Source organism: Coprococcus sp. AF16-5 (assembly GCF_003479365.1).
Classification (GTDB): Bacteria; Bacillota; Clostridia; order Lachnospirales; family Lachnospiraceae; genus Coprococcus; species Coprococcus aceti.
The window spans coordinates 773,453-794,842 of record NZ_QUGZ01000001.1 but is presented as its reverse complement, the minus strand read 5'-3'; the positions used below and the strand labels follow the sequence as shown (position 1 = coordinate 794,842).

The following is a 21,390-nucleotide window of genomic DNA, read 5'->3' as shown; positions in this document are numbered from 1 at the left end:
TCTGTTCAAAATAAGAGACTGAAGGATGGAGATACATATGGAGATAAATGGAAAGACAAGATTATTAGGTTTGCTTGGTGATCCGGTTCAGCACACCATGTCACCGCTTATACACAACACACTCAGCGATATATTGGAAATCAATGAAGTGTATGTGCCGTTCCACACCCATAAGGAGGGGCTGGCGGATGCCGTAAAGGGAGCGTTTGAACTGAATATATTGGGAATGAACGCCACTGTACCTCACAAGAATGAGATAATGGCTTCACTTGTGGATATAGATGAGGGGGCAGCGGCAATAGGTGCGGTCAACACTCTTGTTAGAACTGTAAATGGATATAAGGGATATAACACAGATATGATGGGGCTGTCCAGAGAACTGGAGTCCTACGGAGTGGGACTTGACGGTAAAAAGGTTATCATACTTGGCGCAGGCGGTGCAGCGAGAGCTGTGGCATATATGTGCATGAATAAGGGTGCGGATAAGGTATATATCCTTAACAGAACGATCGAGAAGGCACAGACGATAGCAGAGGACATGAATGGTCATTTTGGCAGAGAGACAATGACTGCCATGAGACTTGGTGATTATGGACAGTTACTGCAGGAGAATGTAGATGATAAGTTCGTGGTATTCCAGTCCACATCGATAGGTCTGGCACCGAAAAATGAGGCGGTAGTCATCGATGATCCACATTTTTACGACAGAGTCAGTGTGGGAATCGATCTCATATATAATCCGTTTGAGACAAAGTTTATGAAGCTTTGCAGACAGGCTGGAGCATTGGCGTACAATGGTTTGCGTATGCTCCTTTATCAGGGAATAATTGCATATGAGCTCTGGAATGATATATCCATATCGGAGGATGTTGCTGATATTGTGTACGACAGATTGCTGCAGTCGGTCAGGGATAATGTTATCCTGATAGGCTTTATGGGGTGTGGTAAGACAACCATTGGCAGGGTGCTCGCGGATAAGCTTGGATTTGATCTGCTTGATGTAGATTCTTATATAGAGGAGAAGGCAGGCTGCAGTATAAAGCAGATATTTGCCGAGAAGGGGGAAGCTTATTTCAGACAGCTTGAGACTGATACCCTTAAGGAGCTGAACAGCCGGCTGTCACATACGGTTATATCCACTGGAGGCGGACTGCCTATGAGACAGGCGAATGTGGATGAACTCAGGCGAATGGGCAGGATCATATATCTGGACGTTAAGCCTGAGGAGGTAGTAAGGCGACTTGCGGGAGATACGACCAGACCTCTTCTGCAGGGAGAAAATGTAGATCAGAGAGTGAGGGAACTTATGGGACAGCGAGGACCAGTGTATGAAGCTGCCGCTGATATCATAGTTCCGGTTACAGGAATTGAAATAGATGAGATAGTACAGGAAATAAGTTCTTATATAGAAGGTGGGAGATGATGGTTATGGACACAGCAATTGCTTATGAAAAGGTCAGAAGGATAATAGATGAGATGAATCTTGATGCGATATTGATCACGGACAGGTACAACATGAGATATATAGCATCGTACCGCGGCGAGGGCGTTATAGTTCTGGCAGGATCAGGTAAGACAGTCATAACGGATTCAAGATATACAGAGCAGGTTCAGCGCGAGTGTGAAGGATATGAATGTGCGGATATTGCTGGAAAAGGATATGTTGCGTGTATTTCGTCTATTCTTGATGGACAGAGAAAAAATTCTGGGAATCTGAGAGTTGGATTTGAGAATCTTAGCATCAGCTATAGAGAGTATTCGGAATATTCGACAGGAATATCCGGTGTGGAATGGATAAGTCTTGATGGTAAGCTGGATTCCTTAAGAGAGATAAAGACAGATGAGGAGATCGAGAATATCCATACAGCGGAGTCAATAGGAGACAAGGCATTTTCACATATACTGGAATATCTCAGACCTGGCATTACAGAGAAGGATGTTGCGCTTGAACTGGAGTATCATATGAAGAAAAATGGTGCGGAAGGCTTGAGTTTTGACACCATAGCTGCATCTGGAATGAATTCATCCATGCCGCATGCTATTCCTACGGATAAGACTCTGAATAAGGGGGACTTCCTCACTATGGATTTTGGCTGTATATATGAGGGATATTGTTCAGATATGACCAGAACCGTAGCAATAGGAAAGGCATCTGATTCAATGAAATATGTGTATGATACGGTACTCAAGGCTCAGACGGAGTCTATGAACATGATAAAACCAGGAGTCAGATGTAACGATGTTGATGCTGTTGCTAGACGTATAATAGCCGATGCCGGATATGGAGATTGCTTTGGACATGGACTTGGACATTCGGTGGGATTGTTTATACACGAGAATCCGAGATTTTCACCTAAGTGTGATGACATATTGAAACCTGGCATGGTCATAACAGTTGAACCGGGAATCTATATTCCTGGACAGTTTGGTGTCAGGATAGAGGATCTGGTTGTTGTGACGGAGGATGGTTACAGGAATCTTACAGGATCAGAGAAGAAGCTGATAGAGATTTAGTAGTGGCGGCTATCACGATATAGAACTCAGGTATCATACCGCAGGTCTTATACCGGGAGCCATCGTGAGTGCTGTAGGAGTATGTGCGTTTGTATTGCTGTGTATATACGACAGTAGAAAGCGCAGAAACGTAGACTTACCTGATAAAGGTTGATGGTATGGTAAAAAATAGTTGAAAATTTATTTCATATATTATAAAATGTGACAAGAAGTTTATATCTTTAAGGAGGATAAGATAGTTATGGCAGAGATGATCTCAGCAGGCGATTTTAGAAACGGCGTTACAATCGAATTCGAAGGAAATATTTATCAGATTATAGAGTTCCAGCACGTTAAGCCAGGAAAGGGTGCAGCTTTCGTTAGAACAAAGCTTAAGAACATCAAGAGTGGCGGTGTTGTAGAGAAGTCATTCCGTCCAACAGAGAAGTGTGAGAAGGCTCACATCGAGAGAAAGGACATGCAGTATCTGTACAATGACGGAGATCTTTATTACTTCATGGATCCAGAGACATATGATCAGATTCCTATCAGCTCAGCAGCTATAGGTGATTCACTTAAGTTCGTTAAGGAGAACGAGATGTGTAAGATCTGTTCACACAATGGCAACGTATTTGCTGTAGAGCCACCTCTCTTCGTTGAGCTTGTTATCACAGAGTGCGAGCCAGGTGTTAAGGGTGATACAGCTACAGGTGCAACAAAGCCATGTACAGTTGAGACAGGCGCACAGGTATCAGTACCTCTCTTCGTTAACGAGGGTGACACGATCAAGATCGATACACGTACTGGCGAGTATCTTTCAAGAGTATAATAATTGTTACCAGCATTAGGATATAACTACCTACGATAACATATAAGAAGAATAAGAGTCCCGGTGATTCAGGATATTTGAATCGCCGGGACTTTTTTGCGCTGTAAGCAACCAAAGGTTCTAACCTATCCACCCTCTGAATATACTTTTTATGTAGCTGTACAGACAGTGTTATATAGAAGAAGGACGATACATATGTGTGGAGAAGATATATTGCATCTGCTTCCCGTCAGGATCAGGTGCATGGTTGAGAAGCTGAGGCTTGATTATGGGAGACTGTGGGAGATACGTCTGAGGGTGAATAGTCCCTTTATACTTAGATACGAGGACTCGGAGATATATGTTGATTCCTGCGGATCAAGAACCTGTAATATGAAGGATGCGTACATAGTGACTGCCAGGGATGTGAACGACACTCTGGAATGTATCTGCAATCATTCCCTGTATGCCTATGAGGATGAGATACGTCAGGGCTTTATCACCGTGTGCGGTGGACACAGGGTAGGAGTTGCGGGCAAGATCATACTCGATGGAACAAGGATCAAATGCATCAGACACATATCATTTCTAAATATCAGGGTGGCACATGAGATCAAGGGATGCAGCGGTGATGTCCTGCCATACATATACGGTGATGGCAAGCTGATGAACACGCTCATAGTGTCCGCTCCGTGTCACGGCAAGACCACACTGCTCAGGGACATCATAAGAGTAGTGTCAGACGGAGGAATGACAGTTGGTGTGGTTGATGAGAGATCGGAGATAGCGGCGTGCTACAAGGGTGTTCCGCAGAATGATGTCGGAATGAGGACTGATGTTCTTGACTGCTGTCCAAAAGCTTCAGGAATGATGATGCTGGTTCGAACCATGGCGCCTGATCTCATAGCGGTCGATGAGATAGGAGGGCAGCAGGATGTCGATGCCATTTTCGGCGTGATAAACTGCGGCTGCCGTCTGCTTGCAACTGCACATGGCTATTCCATGGATGATGTGAGAGACAGGGCAGGGATAAGGCGTCTTGTGGAGAACAGGGTTTTTGAGAGGTATGTTGTGCTTGGAGGCGATAAGGCAGGACAGATCTCTGATATATTTGACGGCCAGGGCAACCGGCTGTGCTGGTACGATTAGATGGGAGGCAGGACATGGTTAAGGCGATAGGGGGATGTCTGATCGTATATGCCTCATTTATGGTGGGACATGCCATAGGGCAGTTGCATGGGCGCATGGTGAAGGAGATGGAGGAAATGCTGCTCTTCATACAACTGTTCAAGGGGCAGATCATGTATGCCGGATCGGAGCTCCCGGAGATACTTGCCGACAGTGCAAAGCGTCTTAAGGGAAATGTTGGTAAATGGGTGAACGGTCTGGCGGAGATGTCTGAGAAGAACAGGGATAGGCCATTTGCAGAATTGTGGACAGACTCACTGGCGATGCTGAGGCGGGACAGTGCCCTGAGCTTGGAGGTGCTGGCGGATGTGGACAGGCTTGGAAAGATAATGGGAGATATGGACGTTGAGGCACAGCTCTCAAGGATAAATCTTGTGGAAGATATAATTACGGACAGATACCAGCGGGAACGCGCCAGAAGTTCCGGGATAAAGAGGCTTGCCAATTCACTTGGGCTGCTTGGAGGCGTATTCATAGTTATATTGCTCATGTAGGTTAAGAGGGAGAGACGATGACGATCCAGATACTTCTAAAAATAGGTGCAGTGGGAATTCTGGTGGCACTGCTCAACCAGATACTAAAACATTCAGGCAAGGAGGAGCACGCCTATCTGCTCAATCTGGCGGGACTCATCATTGTGCTTTCCTGGGTTATCCCGTACATAAGTGACCTGTTCAACGAGATCATGGATATTGTAAATATAGGGCAATAAATGAGAGTAGATGTGGGGGTAAATGATGAATCTCATGGCGGTTTCTCTGGCTGCGGTGATCGTGGTTCTGATAGCGGTGAAGATAAAAGAACTGGATTCCGGGTACGGGATCGTGTTGTCCATAGCCGGGTGTGTGATGCTCATGTATTTTGTTGTGAGCAGGTTCAGACTTATAGCTTCGTACATAGACAGGCTGACTGCGTACGTGTCGGTGAATATTTCATATATAGACGTGATCCTGAAAATGATAGGTATAGCGTATATATGCCGATTTTCATCAGATATCTGCAAAGATGCCGGCTGCAATGCCATGGCATCCCAAGTGGAGATGGCGGGAAAGATAACTCTTATTCTGCTCAGTATGCCTATACTCATGGGAGTTATAGATCTGGTGGTGACCATAGTTGAGGGGTAATTTGATAGTGGTGGTGCTGATGCTCTTTATGGGGGTGTCAGTGCCTGATGCGGCAAATGTGTGTAATGAGAGTAAAGTTGAATCATATGATACAGATATCAAATATTGTCCAGAATTTTATGCTGAGAATGAAAAGGAAAATACCACGGAAAGTGACTCTGATATTAACTCAGATATATTGGGGGACGACTCCGTCATCGGAAGCCTCAATGAGATCACAAAAGACAAATCCGACGTGACCTTCTACGACATATACGAGTCCCTAAAGAGTGGTGACGTGGATTCCACCATAGACATGGCACTAAAAGTGTTTTCCGACAGTGTCATATACGAGGTCAGGACAAGCAGGGGGCTGGCGCTGCAGATCATAGCGGTGATCGTGCTCGGAAGTACATTTGCCCAGCTTGCGGGAAATATGGGCGAGTATGTATCCGCCCATGGTTTCATGGTTACATACATGGTGCTGTTATCGTTGCTGCTGGGGGATTTCGTCCTAGTGCAGTCCATCGTGCAGGACACCATAGGAGATGTCACGGAGTTCATGAAAGCGTTCTATCCAATGTACGCCTCGTCTGTGTTATATGTGAGCGGCCCGGAGAGTGCCGGATATTCACAGTCGGTCATAATCCTGGTGATATACATTTGCCAGAATGTGATAATAAGGTTCATACTCCCCCTCATCAAATGCGGCGGGCTCATAGCACTCATAAATAATCTTGGAAGCGAGGATTATTTCTCCCGGATGGCGGGGCTTATGAAGAGCCTGGCGGTGTGGGGAATGCGGACAATGTTTGCGGTGGTAACCGGGATAAATGTGGTCAAGAGCATGATAGCACCGTCCATGGACAGGCTTTCAAGAAATGGCATACTCAGGACATTGGGAAAAGGTGCAGGGATGTCCACGGTGAGCGCTGTCATAAGTGTGATGGTGAGCACAGGAGAGTTTATCAGGAATTGTATGGGGATGGCGTGCACTATCATGATAGTGATACTGGCCGCAGTGCCAATGATCAAGATAATCGTCATCATGTTCATATTAAGGTTCATCGCCGCGGTGGTGCAGCCGGTCGGAGACAAGAGATATGCCGAGGCAGCAGGCATCATGGCGGAGACAGTGGAGCTTATGCTGAGGGCGTGCGGAATAAGCGTGATGATGTTCATCATAAGCATAGCCCTGATGTCGGTGAACATATCATAGAACGGATGGAGGATGTGCATGCTTGCTGAGTGGCTGAAAAATATAGTTGTGTGCAGTATACTTTTTTCTGTCGTGCTGTATATTGCCCCGGATCCGAAGATGCGCAGATATGTCCAGGCGGCTGTGGGATTTGTCATGATGATGGTTGTGATAAATCCTGTAATAGGCTGGCTTGGGTATGCGGACAGGATAGAGTTCAATACATACAGTGAATCGCTTGGAATGGACGTGGCCGAGGGCGATGATGAGATGTATGTCAGGGCCATGGAGGAGGTAGTGGAGCGGTTTATATCTGACAATTGTAATGCCGATGCGGTGGTGCGTATAGTCACCGGGGAGGAGCTTGGGATAGACAGCATGGAGATATCCATACAGTCTGATAAAGTAGACACAGACGGGATAAGATCTGCGGTGTCAGAGGAATACGGCGTTGATGAGAACAGGATTACCATCAGGAGGGGCAATACAGATCATATGCAGGAGGGACTGTAGTGGAGGATTCTAAGAAAAAGGGAATATCGGGGATTATGAATATATTGAAGAGCAGCAACAACAGATTATACAAGTTGCTGCTCATTTTGCTGTCAGGGATATGTCTGATGATAGTTGTGTGGCCGGCAAATAACAGCAAGACTGATAAAAATGACCAAAAGAGCGGATGGACCGGACAGTCCGATGAGACAGACGCGGATGTGACCGGCGGAAATGACCGGAATATGTCAGGGGATACCACGGATTATGTGGAGTATATGGAGGAGAGACTCACATCAGTGCTTGAGCAGGTGGACGGAATATCAGATGTGAGAGTGATGATAACGGTCAAGGACAGCGGTGAGAACATAGCACTCAAGGACTCCGGAAGCAGTTCCAGTGAGAACGGCGACAGCAGCCAGAGAAGCGTGTCGGAGGAGACGGTCATGGTGAGTGAGGGCAGTGGGAGCTCGCCGTATGTGGTCAGGTACAGGGAGCCGGAGACCGAGGGTGTGGTTATCATTTGCAAGGGGGCGGAAAATGGCGATACAACGCTGAAGATAACGAATGCAGTGCAGGCATTATTTGACGTGCCGACGCATAAGATTGTGATATTAGAAGCAAATTAATGTGGAGGGACTATGAAGAAATTCAGTGGAAAGAACAGACTGGCGGTCATCGCACTTGCAGTTATGATAGGGGTGGCCGGTTACATGAGCTTTGCGGATGCAGGAAAGGACAAGAAGAAGGAAAAAGCTGACAAAAAACAGGTGGAGGTGATCAACTATGAGGATCTATCGTCCATGGCGGAAAATGAGAACTCACAGGCGGTGAAGGATGAGAATGGCCAGACCGAGGATGTGGAGCTCAATGGCCAGGAGGATGAGATCGGTGACGCTGTACTCACCAGTGCACAGGTGACAAGCAATATGGCCGCGGCAAAGCTGAACCGTGAGCAGAGCAGATCAAGGAGCAAGGAAGCTTTGATGGATGTGATAGGTGATGAGGCACTCAGCGATTCGGCAAAGAAGGAGGCGACAGATACATATGTGAAGCTGAACGATACCATAGAGAAGGAGACAGATGTCGAGACAGTTCTGGCGGCAAAGGGGTATAGCGATGCCATAGTGACGATAAGTGATGAGGCTGTTGACGTGTCGCTGAATGTGGAATCGCTGTCGGATACCGAGAGAGCACAGATAGAGGACATAGTTATCCGAAAAACAGGGTATGATATAAGCAGTGTTGCAATATCTGTCATGGGTGGCAAATAGACAGCGGAAGGATAAGCCGTGAATCGCATATACTTGCAAAATAGCTGCCTTCAGATTATAATAAGATTCAAATAACCCATACGAAACGGGAGGTATGACCATGAGTGATAAGTTGAATGATGATATCGTGATTGAAGGCAGCGCGGTTCAGGATAATTCTTACAATATAGAAGAGAGCAATTCTCTGGGCAAAGTCCAGATAGCGGATGACGTAGTGGCTATCATAGCAGGGCTTGCAGCCGGAGAGGTTGAAGGTGTATACAGACTTACAGGCAACCTTCCAAATGAGCTTGCCTCAAAGTTCGGAAAGAAGAACCCTGCAAAGGGCGTTAAGGTAGAGCTTCTTCCCGGCAAGGTAAAGGTTGATATTGCGATAGAGGTTCTGTACGAGTACAGCATACCATCAGTATCAGGCCAGGTTCAGGATAAGGTCAAGCAGGCTATAGAGACTATGACAGGACTGAGTGTTGAGGAAGTCAACATAAGGATAGCCGGTGTACGTGTTGGAGACGGCAGATAGGATACAGATAAAGCTTTATATAGTGGAGAGGAAGATATGACTAGAAGAGAGATAAGAGACAGGATATTCAAGATAGTATTTACACTGGAGTTCAATGACGCTGAGGGCATGCAGGATCAGCTTGATTTTGCATTTGACCCTGAGATGCCGGGAGATGAGGAGGACGATCCGCTTCTGTACGGAATAGTCAGCAATGAGGACAGAGATTATATAACCACCAAGGTTAAGAATATCATCTCTAAGAAAGCAGAGATAGATGAGATCATTTCACAGATATCAGAAGGCTGGAAGCTTCCTCGTATAGGCAAGGAGGAGCTGGCTATATTAAGGCTTGGTGTCTATGAAGTGAAGTACGATGAGAGCATACCGGAGAAGGTCGCCATCAATGAGGCGGTTGAGCTGGCAAAGAAGTATTGTGATGCATCGGCGAGCAAGTTCGTGAATGCACTTCTTGCAAAGCTTGTATCCGGTGATAAGGACAAGAAGGAGAGTGGCGCAGATGCCACAGCAGAATAACATATATACAGTCAAGGAACTCAATGAGAGGATACAGGAGTTGGTCAGCGGCGAGCCGTGGCTTGGCAGTCTGGGGGTTGAGGGAGAGATCACAGGACTCGGAACAGACAAGAGAGGTCATATGTATTTCAGTCTCAAGGATCCCAGCGGAGTTCTGGCGGCTGTTATGTTTGCGGGAAAACAGGTATATGGACTCAAGTTTGCTCCGAAGAACGGAGACAAGGTTCATGCATTTGGTCATATTGATGTCTTCGTGAGAGACGGAAAGTATCAGCTCTATGTAGACAGGCTGGTGCGTGTGGGTGACGGCGAGGTGAATGCCAAGCTGGAGAGACTCATAGCCAGACTGGACGGCATGGGGCTGTTTTCGCAGGAATACAAGAAGCCTATTCCCGCCTATCCGAGGCGTATTGGTATAGTGACGGCGGGGGCAAAGGCTGCGATAAGCGATATCCGTGCAGTGGCAAAACGGAGGGATCCGTATGCCCAGCTCTATTGTTATCCTGCGACCGTGCAGGGACAGTATGCGGCGGCGGATATATCCAGAGGAATCGAGATACTTGATTCCATGGGGCTCGACCTCATAATCGTTGGAAGAGGCGGAGGCTCCAAGGAGGATCTGTGGGCGTTCAATGAGGAGCAGGTGGCATGGGCCATATTCAATGCGGAGACGCCTATCATATCGGCTACGGGGCATGAGATAGACACCACAGTTGCGGACATGGTTGCGGACAGGAGAGAATCCAATCCGTCCACGGCTGTCATGCATGCGCTTCCGGTGGTGGCAGAGACAGTTGCCGGATTTGACAGGAGACTTGAACAGCTCACCATGCTGATATCCGGCAGGATAGACAGACTTGCGAGGAGTCTGGATGGTTATGACAGGCAGCTCAGACTTTTGAGTCCATCCGGAAGAATGGACAGTCAGAGGCAGCAGCTTGACAGAATAGAGAAGCAGATAAATGGGCTGATGGCGGATAAGATAGAGGATAGATCGGTGCACTGTGACAGGCTTCATGACAGGATGAAGAGCGCGATGGGCAGAAAGTACGACATGACAAGGAATGCCCTGGCGGTCATGACGGAGAGGATACATGGCCTTTCGCCTACAGCTAAGCTCATAAATGGATTTGGATATATTTCATCGGATGGTGAGCCTGTCAGATCTGTGTCAGGGATCACACCTGGGGATGATATAGAGATAACTCTTCATGATGGAAGAATACAGGCGGTCGTGGCTGACGTGACCGGGCAGGAGGAATAGATATGGCAGAAGATACACAGAATATGGATACAGCGGACACTCTTCAGGATGTGTCCATAGAGGAGGCTCTTGCCAGACTTGATGAGATAGCGGCTGCGCTTGAGAATACTGATACGGGGCTCAAGAAGTCCATGGAGCTTTATTCTGAGGGCGTCCAGCTCATAAACAGATGCAGGAATTACCTGTGCGATGTTGAGAAAGAGATGATAACACTTTCGGGTCAGGAGGAAGCATGATAGATAAACTTATAGCGGAGAAGGCGGCAAGGATCAACGATATAGTTGAGAGCTATCTGCCACCTGCAGACGGATTTAACAGGACAGTGTGTGAGGCCATGGCGTACTCGGTAGAGGCGGGTGGAAAGAGGCTTCGTCCCATGCTCATGGAGGAGACATACAGGCTGTTCGGCGGCAAGTCAGAGGTTATAAAGCCGTTCATGGCTGCGATAGAGATGATACATACATATTCACTCATACATGACGATCTTCCGGCTCTGGACAATGACGATTACAGGCGCGGAAGAAAGACATCCCATGTGGTATTTGGCGAGGCGATGGCCATTCTTGCGGGGGATGCGCTGCTCAATTATGCATATGAGACCGCATGTAAGGCATTTGGCATGGGTGAGGATATACATGCTGTGGCGCCTGCGATGTGTGTGCTTGCGCAGAAGCCGGGTATAAACGGCATGATAGGCGGTCAGGTCGTCGATGTGGAGATGACCGGCAAGGAGCTCTCAAAGGAGCAGCTTGAATATGTGTATGAGAACAAGACCGGAGCCCTCATAGAGGCATCCATGATGATAGGCGCGATACTTGCGGGGGCAGACGAGGCTAAGGTTGCGGCGGTACACAAGATAGCATCGGACGTCGGCATGGCATTCCAGATCCAGGACGATATTCTGGATGTCTGTGGAGACAGTGCGCTCCTTGGAAAGCCGACGCTGAGTGATGAGGAGAATGGCAAGGTTACATATGTCACAATACATGGAATTGATGAATCCAGACGTTATGTGACTGAGCTGTCGGAGAGAGCAGTAAGAGAATTGGAAGAGATAGGCGGGGACAATGAGTTTCTGAAGGAATTGGTCATCTGGCTGATAAACAGGGATAAATAGGACTCCTCTCGTGGTGTGCATATGAATATACTGGATAGAATAAATAAACCAAACGATATAAAGGATATAGACAGGGAAGATCTGCCGGAGCTGGCGGATGAGATCAGAGAATTTCTGGTGTCGCATGTGAGCGAGACCGGTGGACATTTGGCTCCGAATCTTGGATGCGTGGAACTTACCATGGCACTTCACAGGGTTTTGGATTTCCCTGAGGATAAGCTTATATGGGATGTGGGACATCAGTCCTATGTCCACAAGATACTGACGGGCAGGAAGAATGAGATGGGCACTCTCAGACAGTTTGGAGGAATGAGCGGTTTTCCGAAGACCAGTGAGAGCCCGTGCGATGCGTTCAATACAGGACACAGCTCAACATCCATTTCCGCTGCGCTTGGAATGGCGTGTGCCAGAAGTATCAAGGGTACAAATGAGAAGATTGCCGCAGTGATCGGAGATGGCTCCTTCACAGGTGGCATGGTATATGAGGCCATGAATAATATGGCGGATATCAAGACCGGCTGCCTTGTTGTGCTGAACGATAACAATATGTCCATCGATCAGAATGTTGGCGGCATGTCCACATATCTCAGCAAGATACGTGTTGGGCAGCAGTACAATGATTTTAAGGGCAATGTGGAGAAGATCCTCATGAAGATCCCTGTGGCTGGAGAACATCTTGCCAGAGGACTGAAGAAGTCAAAGGATTCCATCAAGCAGATATTTGTGCCGGGGATGTTCTTCGAGGAGCTGGGAGTCACATATATAGGACCTATAGACGGACACGATATAGATGTGATGGAGGCCACTTTCCGAAAGGCGCTTAAGCTTAACAGACCGATCCTTGTGCATGTGAAGACAGTGAAGGGCAAGGGGTATACCCATGCCGAGAGACACCCTAGCTATTTCCACGGCGTTGATCCGTTTGATATACAGACTGGAAAGGTTATTAAGGACCGGAAGGCCATGACAAACACAGGAGTGTTTGCCAGAAAGCTGGTGGAGCTTGGCAAGGCTGATCCAAGGATAACGGCCATAACGGCTGCCATGGGCAAGGGAACAGGAGTGTCGGCATTTGCTGCGGAGTTCCCGGACAGAGCTTTTGACGTTGGCATCGCGGAGGAACATGCGGTGACGTTTGCTGCGGGACTTGCTGCGTCGGGACTGGTGCCAGTGGTTGCGATATACTCGTCATTTTTGCAGAGGGCATATGATCAGATCTTACACGATGTGTGCCTGCAGAAGCTGCATGTCATATTTGCCATTGACAGGTCAGGGCTTGTCGGTGCAGATGGCGATACACATCAGGGCATATTTGACACTGCGTTTCTGTCACATATTCCGAACATGACCATCATTGCGCCGAAGAACAGATATGAGCTCACCAGAGCGATGGAGTGGGCTGTTGCTTACGATGGTCCGGTTGCGCTCAAGTATTCCAGAGGAGAGGCTTATTATGGACTTAAGGAATACAATGCGGATATTGAGTATGGCAGGAGCGAGATGATCCACAGGGGACAGAAGCTTGCCATAGTGGCTGTTGGCAACATGGTTCAGGAGGCCGAGAAGGTATATGACAGACTGCTGGCAGAGGGAACAAATGTCACATTTGTCAATGCAAGATTTCTGAAGCCGATAGATACTGATATGATAGATGAGCTCAGCAGGGATCATGAACATATAGTGGTTATTGAAGAAGAGATAAAGCATGGCGGATACGGATCTCTGGTCGAGGAGTATGTCATGGACAGACACCTTGATGTGGATGTGACAGTGTGTGCCATTGAGGATACATTTGTACAGCATGGAAGCGTGGATGAGCTCAGGAGGATGCTGAAGCTTGACGCGGATTCGCTGTATGACAGGATAAAACATATAATATCGACAGATTGTACAGAATAAGAGGAAGACAGATGAAGAAGAGACTTGATGTTCTCCTTGTAGAACAGGGACTGGCAGATTCACGAGAGAAGGCGAAAGCCATCATCATGTCAGGAATAGTGTATGTTGACAATAACAAAGAGGATAAGGCCGGCACGACATTTGACGAGACTGCTAAGATAGAGGTCAGGGGCAACACCCTCAAATACGTGAGCCGTGGAGGCCTGAAGCTTGAGAAGGCTATGGATCATTTCGGTGTGGAGCTTGCGGGTAAGGTGTGCATGGATGTAGGTGCTTCCACCGGCGGTTTTACCGACTGTATGCTGCAGAATGGTGCGGTGAAGGTGTATTCCGTTGACGTGGGTCATGGACAGCTTGCATGGAAGCTCAGAAATGACGAGAGAGTTGTCTGTATGGAGAAAACAAATATACGATATGTCACACCTGAGGATATTGACGATAAGATTGAATTTGCTTCGATAGATGTGTCATTTATATCTCTTACAAAGGTGCTTCCAGCGGTAAAGGAGCTGCTTACGGATAGTGGAGAGATCGTGTGCCTTATCAAGCCGCAGTTCGAGGCGGGAAGAGAGAAGGTCGGCAAGAAGGGCGTTGTCAGAGAGCTTTCAACCCATATTGAGGTTGTGGAGATGATAGTCGGTTATGCCAGAAGCATAGGATTCCGCACACTGCACCTCAGCTATTCACCTATAAAAGGACCTGAGGGCAACATAGAATATCTGCTCCACATATCAAAGGACGAGTCGAAGACGGATGAGGAATTCGACATAAAGGCTCTGGTGGAGGAGTCCCACAACGAACTGAACAAGTCATAGAGGATACGATATGAAGAATTTTTATATAGTATATAACCCGGATAAGGATGAGGATAATCGTATAACGTCGGAGCTCACAGCGTATATTGAATCGCAAAATGGTGCGTGTAAAGCCATGGACTGCTACAGCTTCAGTGCATGTGACAAGCAGCAGGTTACGGATGAGCTTGAGAGCTTTGACTGTATACTTGTTCTTGGAGGGGATGGAACACTCCTCAATGTGGCATCCAGTGCCAGCCATGTGGAGATTCCTCTGTTCGGGATAAATCTTGGAACGGTGGGATTCCTCACTGAGGGGGAGATCACCAACTGGCAGACCATCATAGACAGACTGCTTGCGGATGATTATTCCATGCAGGACAGAATGATGATCAGGGGAACAGTCAGAACAGGAGATGGCAAGGAGTGCAGGAAGAGGGCACTCAATGATATAGTTATCAGCAGGGCAGGATTTTCAAGACTTATAGGTCTTGATGTCTATGTAAATGGAAGCTTTCTGAATGCCTATGATGGAGATGGAATCATCATATCGACCCCCACTGGCTCCACGGGTTACAATCTCTCAGCCGGAGGTCCGATCGTGGATCCTATGGCAAGACTGATGGTCATCACTCCGGTATGTCCACATTCGCTGACTTCGAAGAGTATTGTGCTTCCTAGTGATGCAAAGGTTTCAATAGAGATCGCCAAGAAGAGGAAGACGCAGGACACCGAGGCGATAGTTTCATTTGACGGTGGAAATGATTTCGAGCTGGCAGCAGGCGATATCCTTGATATATGCGTGTCAAAGAGAACCACGCAGCTCGTAAAGGCGAGTGATGTGAATTTCTACGAGATACTTAGAAACAAGCTTGGGGGAAAGTGATATGAAACAGAAGCGACAGGCGAAGATTTTGTCGATAATCGAACAATATGATATAGAGACTCAGGATGAACTGCTGGAGAAGCTGGCAGAGGCGGGCTTTTCCACGACCCAGGCCACCATATCGAGAGATATAAGAGAGATCAACCTCACCAAGGTTGCCGTGGCGGGTGGCAGGCAGAAGTACACTCTGGGAAAGTCGGCAACACATGAGTCCATAGAGTCGTACAGAAAGGTTCTCGGGGCTGGCATATTATCCATGGTGCCGGCGGAGAATCTGATAGTGATCAAGACAGTGTCGGGCATGGCGATGGCAGTTGCCGCAGCACTTGACAATGTGGAGATAAATGGACTCCTCGGAAGTATAGCCGGGGACGACACCATATTCCTGGCGGTCAGAAGCCGGGAGATGACCGATTCGGTCATGAAGACGATAGATAAGATGCAGAGATGACAGCTCTCTGTAATATGTTATGTGTAATAAAGTCTGTGCGTCAACAGGAGGATACAAATGTTACTTAATGTACATATCAAGAATATTGCACTCATAGACGATGCAAATGTTAATTTTACCGATAATCTCAACATACTTACCGGTGAGACCGGTGCGGGTAAGTCCATAATCATGGGAGCCCTGAAGATTGGTATGGGAGATAAGCTTCCGAAGGATATAGTCAGGGAGCCTGACAAGGAGGGCTTCTGTCAACTGCTTTTCCTGGTGGATGATCCCCAGGTGATTGAGCAGATCAGAGATCTGGGAGTGGAGCCATCGGAGGATGGCGAGATACTCATCACGCGGAGAATAAATAATTCCAGAACCATAAACACTATAAATGATATGGCGGTGACCGCCGCAAAGCTCAGGGAGGTATCTGCGCTTCTCATAGATATGCACACGCAGCACCAGCAGCAGACGCTCCTTAAGAAAGCGGAGCATATGAAGCTTCTGGATAAATATGGCAGAGCATCCATAGATCCCCTGAAGCAGAAGGTTGCAGAGTGTCACAGAGAGTACGTCACACTCAGGCGTGAGATGGACGAGCTCTCGATGGATGAGGCGGAGCGGAGCAGAAAGGTAGAATTCCTCAAGTACCAGATTGCGGAGATCGAGTCAGCAAATATAAAGACTGGTGAGGACGAAGATGTTGAGCATCAGTACAACAGGATGGTCAATTCACGCGATATAGTTGCGGCAGCTTCGGATGTATACAGCGTTACAGGTTATGAATCTTCTTCATCTGCGGGAAATGAGATCGGCAGAGCGCTGGCATCGATGAAGGGTATAAAGGATCTCGACGGAGAGATAGACGGTCTGTATAGTCAGTTGGAAAATATTGACGCGCTGCTGAATGATTTTAACGTTGAATTAAATGATTACATGCAGAGCATGGACTTTGACGATTCTGAGTTTAGAAGTGTTGAGTCCAGGCTTGACGTCATCAATGATATAAAGGGAAAATATGGAAGCACCTTGGAAGAGGTGCTCAAATATCTGGAGGACAGCAGGAAGGAATATGAAAGGCTGTCTGAATATGACGAATATATAGCAGGACTTTCAGACAAAATAAAAAAGGCGGAGAAAGCCATGCTCAAGGCAGCAGATGCGCTTACTGCTGAGAGACAGAAGCAGGCTGAGAATCTGTGCAGAGACATCAGAGATGCACTTGCTGATCTGAGTTTCATGGAGGTTCGGTTCGACATGGTATTTGACAGGCTTCCGGAGTGTACGGCAAATGGAATCGATGACTGCTATTTTGTCATTTCGACAAATGTCGGCGAGAAGCTGAGACCGTTATATGACGTGGCTTCAGGCGGTGAGCTCTCAAGGATCATGCTGGCGATCAAATCCTGCATGGCGTCCGAGGACAATATCGGCACTCTTGTATTCGATGAGATCGATGTGGGAATAAGCGGCCGTGCAGCTCAGAAGGTTGCTGAAAAAATGGCAGTTATTTCCAGAAGCCATCAGGTTATAAGCATAACCCATCTTCCGCAGATCGCAGCGATGGCAGACAGTCATTATCTCATAGAAAAGTCTGCCGACGAGGGCAAGACAGTGACAAGGATCGTCCGATTAAGCGACGAGGAATCAACAGAGGAGATCGCAAGACTTCTCGGCGGCGTGACCATAACTGAGGCAGTCATGAGCAATGCCCGCGAGATGAAACAAATGGCAGAAAAGACAAAAAAATACTGATATAAAGTTATTCCTAACACAACATACTAAGAGTAACAGCCAAGGCTGTTACTCTTTTTTTATAAGCTATTAGTTGTTTTTACGTATATGTAGGAGGAATAGATTATGAGGCGATATAAGAAAGTGATCATATGGGTGGCTGTGGCGGATCTGTTGCTCCTTGCAGCACTATTTATCTTATGTGTGTTGGTGGACAGACGAGTGGATGTTGGAAGGTCAGAGAAGACAAGCTCAACACTTGATGGGGTAGTGTCAAGGGCGACCACGAAGGATGCGGAGTTTGGAAGTGATATATTTGACCGGCCTGTAGTTCCGTCCGGCGAGGCGATGGGAATCTATATGAAGACGGATGGAGTCTTGGTGGTGGATGTGTGCAGCTTTAAAAATGAAAATGGCGAGTCCTGTTGCCCTGCTGATGGAAAGGTCTGTACAGGGGATTATATTGTGAGTGTAGACGGTATGGAGATATCTAAGAGGTCGGAGCTGCTTGATATTGTTGCTGAAAGCCAGGGTGATAGCTTGTCCGTGAGATATATAAGGGATGGGGAGGAGAAGGTCTGTAGCATCACGCCGGAAAAAAACGAGAATGGCGCTTATCTGCTGGGTGCGTGGGTGAAGGATGATGTGTCGGGAATAGGCACGGTTACATTTGTCGACGGAACAAATTTCATGGCCCTTGGACACAGTGTGTCGGATATAGATACGGGAGTTATGATGCGGTGCAGCACCGGCGGTGTGTACACAACGGATATTACAAATATAAGCAAGTCGTACTCCTCGGAACCGGGCAGACTTCAGGGAAGCATTGCCTATAGAAGATCTTTGGTCGGCATTATTGACGGCAACAGTGCAAGTGGAATATATGGTCATCTGGACACAAGCTATTGCCAGGCAAAATACGGCGATGCGGAGCGTATGTATATAGCCAGAGGTCATGAAGTCCGCAAGGGGCAGGCTTATATAAATTCCAGAATGAGCGGCGAGCTTGAGAAGTATGAGATAGACATAGAGTATGTGGACAGGAATTCATCCGACAAGAATATAGAATTCCACGTGACCGATGATGCTCTCATAGACCTGACGGGCGGAGTGGTACAGGGAATGTCCGGTTCCCCGATCATCCAGGATGGCAAGATAATCGGCGCCGTCACCCACGTATTCGTAGACGATCCAACCAGGGGGTATGGGATTTTTATTGAAAATATGCTGGAGGAGTGAAATTAATCCTGTTTAGTGATAAAATTAAGAACAGAAGTGCCGGACTTTAGCATAAGGCAGACCGGCACACACAAACATCCCAGGAGGGCAAGAAAATCAAGGTTTCAAAAATTTCATTATGTCATACACTAAAGAATTATAAAAAAGAGAATTTGCTTCCTGATCTTTTGACAGGAATTATCATAGCGGCGGTGTCCATACCGATATCGATGGGGTATGCACAGATAGCCGGGCTGCCGGCGGTATATGGATTGTATGGTTCGGTGTTCCCGATCATAATATTTGGATTGCTGTCCACGTCGAGGCAGTTCGTGTTCGGTGTGGATGCCGCGCCTGCGGCGCTGGTCGGAGCGGCACTGGTGACGCTGGGGGTTACGCCGGGAACGGAGCAGGCGATGCAGGTCGTTCCTGTGATAACATTCTTTACGGCGCTGTGGCTGCTGGTATTCTTCCTGTTCAAGGCGGGCAAGCTTGTAAATTACATATCGACTCCGGTCATGGGCGGATTCATATCAGGAATATGCACCACCATCATACTCATGCAGGTGCCGAAGCTCTATGGAGCCGGAGCGGGAACAGGAGAACTGTTCGAGCTTGTGGAACACATAGCAGAGACGATAGGAGATGTAAATGTGCCGTCAATAATCATGGGACTTACGGCTCTTGCGGTACTGCTTGTTTCAAGAAGATTCATACCAAAGTTTCCGATGGCGATATGCGTCATGACAGCGGGAGCGTTGCTGTCCTGCGTGATAGATATGGATGAATACGGAATAGTATGTCTGTCGGAGGTGAGCAGAGGACTTCCACAGATCGTTGTACCACAGATAGATGAGAGGATGCTTCCAAATATCATGACGGTCAGTCTGTCGATAGCAGTAGTAATCATGGCGGAGACGCTTCTGGCTGAGAACAATTTCGCCCAGAAGAACAGATATAAGATAGACGATAATCAGGAGCTTCTGGCATTTGGAATGGCAAATCTTGCAGCGGCATTCACAGGCTGCTGTCCAATAAACGGTTCCGTGTCCAGAACCACAATGAGTGAGCAGTATGGAGGCAGGACACAGCTCACTGGAATATTTGCAGGAGTAGTGATGATCGTGATCCTCGTGTGTGGAACGGGATTTATAGGTTATCTGCCGGTTCCGGTGCTCACGGCAATCGTCATCTCCGCACTCTACAGTGCTCTGGAATTTGATCTGGCGGCAAAGCTGTGGAAGGTGAGTAAGGTGGAATTCTACATATTCTGCGGAGCTTTCCTAGGTGTGCTGGTACTTGGAACGATAAATGGAGTTCTTATAGGAATCATACTCTCATTTGCCGCAGTCATAAGGAAGGCTGCGGACCCTCCGAGAAGCTTCCTTGGAATGGTACCTGGACATGAGGAATTCCTTGCGCTCGAGAGGTTCAAGCATGCATACCCGATACAGAATATAGTTATTTACAGATTCAGCAGTAATCTGTTCTTTGCAAATATAGCCATATTCCAGAAGGATATCATGGATGCGGTACAGGATGACACAAAGGCGGTCATAGTGGATGCGTCCGCCATGGGAAGCGTGGATGTGACGGCTGCCAAGGCCCTCAGGATCATGTATGATACGCTGAAAGAGAAGGGGGTGAAGCTCTATATCACGGAGCATATAGGCCAGCTCAACGCCCAGCTCAGAAAGCTTGGACTTGGCGACATGATAGAGGCAGGATGCGTGAGACAAACCATGGAGAGAGCACTGTCAGACTGCGGCCTTGAGAGTCCATATCCATTGGTTGGTGTACATAACAGCTATCATGACATCAGGAGAAAGAGAGCGGAGCACATGGCTCAGGAGCTTGTGTGGGCATTTGGCGATGATGCGGAAGATGTCATAGAGAAGCACATCCGCGAGTCCATAGGCAGTATGAAGAATGGAACCGGGGTTGAACAGCTCATGACCGGTTTCTGGAAGCAGATGGATATACAGGATGAGGAAGAATGGCTTGAGCATATGGAGGCCCACATAGAGGAGATCGTGAGGGCCACAGGCGAGGATGAGGACTCTGTTGCAGAGCGTATCGAGCGCAGGCGGAGCCAGCTTCTTCACAGGCTTGAGAGCGAGCATCCTGAATTTGTCGACAGATATAAGGCGAGAAGAAAACGAATGGATGAGCACCTGAAGGAGCACAATCCGGCGGCCTATGATGCGATCATAAGACTCAGAGAAAAAGAACATACAAAAGAGAAGTGATCATGCGCGGCATATCGACCCGAAAAGGGAAGATATGCCGCATTTTTTCATTAAATGTGCGTATGTGGTCTGCTGGTGTCAGTCGCAGTAGAAAAAATGTTTTCCGGAAGCTGATGCTGTCGTAACTTGCGAAGTTCTATATATTCCCAAGAAAACTACATTTATATATAATGTTCGTAGTGGAATAACAGGAAT

23 protein-coding genes are annotated in these 21,390 nt (G+C 47.5%); all 23 read left to right on the top strand.

Going from position 1 to position 21,390, the window contains the following annotated elements; genetic code table 11:
- Window positions 1-37 precede the first annotated feature (37 nt).
- Window positions 38-1,423, top strand: a complete 1,386-nt coding sequence (locus DWW70_RS03530; protein WP_117874791.1) for a shikimate kinase — start codon at window positions 38-40, stop codon at window positions 1,421-1,423.
- Complete coding sequence (locus tag DWW70_RS03525) at window positions 1,423-2,514, top strand: M24 family metallopeptidase (protein ID WP_117874727.1); 1,092 nt, start codon at window positions 1,423-1,425, stop codon at window positions 2,512-2,514. Before DWW70_RS03530 ends, DWW70_RS03525 begins: the two co-directional genes overlap by 1 nt.
- Window positions 2,515-2,764: 250 nt before the next feature.
- Entirely contained in the window at window positions 2,765-3,322 is a 558-nt protein-coding gene (gene efp / locus DWW70_RS03520; RefSeq protein ID WP_055144922.1) for an elongation factor P, read from the top strand.
- Between the two features lie 195 nt (window positions 3,323-3,517).
- Window positions 3,518-4,450: a stage III sporulation protein AA gene (gene spoIIIAA, locus DWW70_RS03515; protein WP_117548748.1), complete on the top strand. Its 933-nt coding sequence runs from the start codon at window positions 3,518-3,520 to the stop codon at window positions 4,448-4,450.
- A 14-nt stretch (window positions 4,451-4,464) separates the two neighbouring features.
- Window positions 4,465-4,983: a stage III sporulation protein AB gene (locus tag DWW70_RS03510; RefSeq protein WP_055272703.1), complete on the top strand. Its 519-nt coding sequence runs from the start codon at window positions 4,465-4,467 to the stop codon at window positions 4,981-4,983.
- Window positions 4,984-5,000: 17 nt separating this feature from the next.
- Complete coding sequence (gene spoIIIAC, locus DWW70_RS03505) at window positions 5,001-5,201, top strand: stage III sporulation protein AC (protein ID WP_015533564.1); 201 nt, start codon at window positions 5,001-5,003, stop codon at window positions 5,199-5,201.
- Window positions 5,202-5,226: 25 nt separating this feature from the next.
- Window positions 5,227-5,616 carry a stage III sporulation protein AD gene (spoIIIAD, locus tag DWW70_RS03500; RefSeq protein WP_022216698.1) on the top strand — a complete coding sequence of 130 codons (390 nt, stop codon included), beginning with the start codon at window positions 5,227-5,229 and terminating at the stop codon, window positions 5,614-5,616.
- Window positions 5,606-6,814 (top strand): stage III sporulation protein AE, encoded by a 1,209-nt coding sequence (locus tag DWW70_RS03495; protein WP_147341850.1) that lies wholly within the window; start codon window positions 5,606-5,608, stop codon window positions 6,812-6,814. The genes spoIIIAD and DWW70_RS03495 overlap by 11 nt, the downstream gene beginning before the upstream one ends.
- Window positions 6,815-6,832: 18 nt before the next feature.
- Window positions 6,833-7,306 carry a stage III sporulation protein AF gene (locus tag DWW70_RS03490; protein WP_158547566.1) on the top strand — a complete coding sequence of 158 codons (474 nt, stop codon included), beginning with the start codon at window positions 6,833-6,835 and terminating at the stop codon, window positions 7,304-7,306.
- Window positions 7,306-7,914 (top strand): hypothetical protein, encoded by a 609-nt coding sequence (locus DWW70_RS03485; RefSeq protein ID WP_117548751.1) that lies wholly within the window; start codon window positions 7,306-7,308, stop codon window positions 7,912-7,914. The genes DWW70_RS03490 and DWW70_RS03485 overlap by 1 nt, the downstream gene beginning before the upstream one ends.
- Window positions 7,915-7,926: 12 nt before the next feature.
- Window positions 7,927-8,559, top strand: a complete 633-nt coding sequence (locus DWW70_RS03480; RefSeq protein ID WP_117548752.1) for a SpoIIIAH-like family protein — start codon at window positions 7,927-7,929, stop codon at window positions 8,557-8,559.
- Window positions 8,560-8,659: 100 nt separating this feature from the next.
- Window positions 8,660-9,079: an Asp23/Gls24 family envelope stress response protein gene (locus DWW70_RS03475; RefSeq protein WP_015533560.1), complete on the top strand. Its 420-nt coding sequence runs from the start codon at window positions 8,660-8,662 to the stop codon at window positions 9,077-9,079.
- A 36-nt stretch (window positions 9,080-9,115) separates the two neighbouring features.
- Window positions 9,116-9,595, top strand: a complete 480-nt coding sequence (nusB, locus tag DWW70_RS03470; protein WP_118649237.1) for a transcription antitermination factor NusB — start codon at window positions 9,116-9,118, stop codon at window positions 9,593-9,595.
- On the top strand, window positions 9,579-10,859 hold the full coding sequence (xseA, locus tag DWW70_RS03465) for an exodeoxyribonuclease VII large subunit (protein WP_158564570.1): 1,281 nt from the start codon (window positions 9,579-9,581) through the stop codon (window positions 10,857-10,859). The genes nusB and xseA overlap by 17 nt, the downstream gene beginning before the upstream one ends.
- A 2-nt stretch (window positions 10,860-10,861) precedes the next feature.
- A complete protein-coding gene (gene xseB, locus DWW70_RS03460) occupies window positions 10,862-11,095 on the top strand; it encodes an exodeoxyribonuclease VII small subunit (protein WP_117548755.1) in 234 nt (77 codons plus the stop codon).
- Window positions 11,092-11,976, top strand: coding sequence for a polyprenyl synthetase family protein (locus DWW70_RS03455; RefSeq protein ID WP_117874733.1), 885 nt, complete (start codon window positions 11,092-11,094; stop codon window positions 11,974-11,976). The genes xseB and DWW70_RS03455 overlap by 4 nt, the downstream gene beginning before the upstream one ends.
- Before the next feature lie 21 nt (window positions 11,977-11,997).
- Window positions 11,998-13,875 (top strand): 1-deoxy-D-xylulose-5-phosphate synthase, encoded by a 1,878-nt coding sequence (gene dxs / locus DWW70_RS03450; RefSeq protein WP_117548756.1) that lies wholly within the window; start codon window positions 11,998-12,000, stop codon window positions 13,873-13,875.
- Window positions 13,876-13,886: 11 nt separating this feature from the next.
- A complete protein-coding gene (locus DWW70_RS03445) occupies window positions 13,887-14,690 on the top strand; it encodes a TlyA family RNA methyltransferase (protein ID WP_022216691.1) in 804 nt (267 codons plus the stop codon).
- Window positions 14,691-14,700: 10 nt separating this feature from the next.
- On the top strand, window positions 14,701-15,555 hold the full coding sequence (locus DWW70_RS03440) for an NAD(+)/NADH kinase (RefSeq protein ID WP_117874735.1): 855 nt from the start codon (window positions 14,701-14,703) through the stop codon (window positions 15,553-15,555).
- A 1-nt stretch (window position 15,556) separates the two neighbouring features.
- The gene (locus tag DWW70_RS03435) at window positions 15,557-16,006 is read left to right on the top strand and encodes an arginine repressor (protein ID WP_117548758.1); all 450 of its coding nucleotides are present in this window, start codon (window positions 15,557-15,559) and stop codon (window positions 16,004-16,006) included.
- Window positions 16,007-16,063: 57 nt separating this feature from the next.
- Window positions 16,064-17,749 (top strand): DNA repair protein RecN, encoded by a 1,686-nt coding sequence (recN, locus tag DWW70_RS03430; protein WP_117874737.1) that lies wholly within the window; start codon window positions 16,064-16,066, stop codon window positions 17,747-17,749.
- A gap of 105 nt (window positions 17,750-17,854) precedes the next feature.
- Complete coding sequence (locus DWW70_RS03425; RefSeq protein WP_117874739.1) at window positions 17,855-18,967, top strand: SpoIVB peptidase S55 domain-containing protein; 1,113 nt, start codon at window positions 17,855-17,857, stop codon at window positions 18,965-18,967.
- A 152-nt stretch (window positions 18,968-19,119) separates the two neighbouring features.
- The gene (locus tag DWW70_RS03420; protein ID WP_279220205.1) at window positions 19,120-21,195 is read left to right on the top strand and encodes a SulP family inorganic anion transporter; all 2,076 of its coding nucleotides are present in this window, start codon (window positions 19,120-19,122) and stop codon (window positions 21,193-21,195) included.
- Window positions 21,196-21,390: the final 195 nt, after the last annotated feature.

Coding starts and splice junctions, on each gene's coding strand:
- DWW70_RS03435 (WP_117548758.1), top strand. CDS start 15,557: ATGAAACAGAAGCGACAGGCGAAGATTTTGTCGATAATCGAACAATAT.
- DWW70_RS03490 (WP_158547566.1), top strand. CDS start 6,833: ATGCTTGCTGAGTGGCTGAAAAATATAGTTGTGTGCAGTATACTTTTT.
- efp (WP_055144922.1), top strand. CDS start 2,765: ATGATCTCAGCAGGCGATTTTAGAAACGGCGTTACAATCGAATTCGAA.
- DWW70_RS03525 (WP_117874727.1), top strand. CDS start 1,423: ATGGTTATGGACACAGCAATTGCTTATGAAAAGGTCAGAAGGATAATA.
- DWW70_RS03425 (WP_117874739.1), top strand. CDS start 17,855: ATGAGGCGATATAAGAAAGTGATCATATGGGTGGCTGTGGCGGATCTG.
- xseB (WP_117548755.1), top strand. CDS start 10,862: ATGGCAGAAGATACACAGAATATGGATACAGCGGACACTCTTCAGGAT.
- DWW70_RS03455 (WP_117874733.1), top strand. CDS start 11,092: ATGATAGATAAACTTATAGCGGAGAAGGCGGCAAGGATCAACGATATA.
- DWW70_RS03480 (WP_117548752.1), top strand. CDS start 7,927: ATGAAGAAATTCAGTGGAAAGAACAGACTGGCGGTCATCGCACTTGCA.
- DWW70_RS03475 (WP_015533560.1), top strand. CDS start 8,660: ATGAGTGATAAGTTGAATGATGATATCGTGATTGAAGGCAGCGCGGTT.
- DWW70_RS03445 (WP_022216691.1), top strand. CDS start 13,887: ATGAAGAAGAGACTTGATGTTCTCCTTGTAGAACAGGGACTGGCAGAT.
- spoIIIAC (WP_015533564.1), top strand. CDS start 5,001: ATGACGATCCAGATACTTCTAAAAATAGGTGCAGTGGGAATTCTGGTG.
- recN (WP_117874737.1), top strand. CDS start 16,064: ATGTTACTTAATGTACATATCAAGAATATTGCACTCATAGACGATGCA.
- dxs (WP_117548756.1), top strand. CDS start 11,998: ATGAATATACTGGATAGAATAAATAAACCAAACGATATAAAGGATATA.
- DWW70_RS03530 (WP_117874791.1), top strand. CDS start 38: ATGGAGATAAATGGAAAGACAAGATTATTAGGTTTGCTTGGTGATCCG.
- xseA (WP_158564570.1), top strand. CDS start 9,579: ATGCCACAGCAGAATAACATATATACAGTCAAGGAACTCAATGAGAGG.
- DWW70_RS03440 (WP_117874735.1), top strand. CDS start 14,701: ATGAAGAATTTTTATATAGTATATAACCCGGATAAGGATGAGGATAAT.
- spoIIIAD (WP_022216698.1), top strand. CDS start 5,227: ATGAATCTCATGGCGGTTTCTCTGGCTGCGGTGATCGTGGTTCTGATA.
- nusB (WP_118649237.1), top strand. CDS start 9,116: ATGACTAGAAGAGAGATAAGAGACAGGATATTCAAGATAGTATTTACA.
- spoIIIAA (WP_117548748.1), top strand. CDS start 3,518: ATGTGTGGAGAAGATATATTGCATCTGCTTCCCGTCAGGATCAGGTGC.
- DWW70_RS03510 (WP_055272703.1), top strand. CDS start 4,465: ATGGTTAAGGCGATAGGGGGATGTCTGATCGTATATGCCTCATTTATG.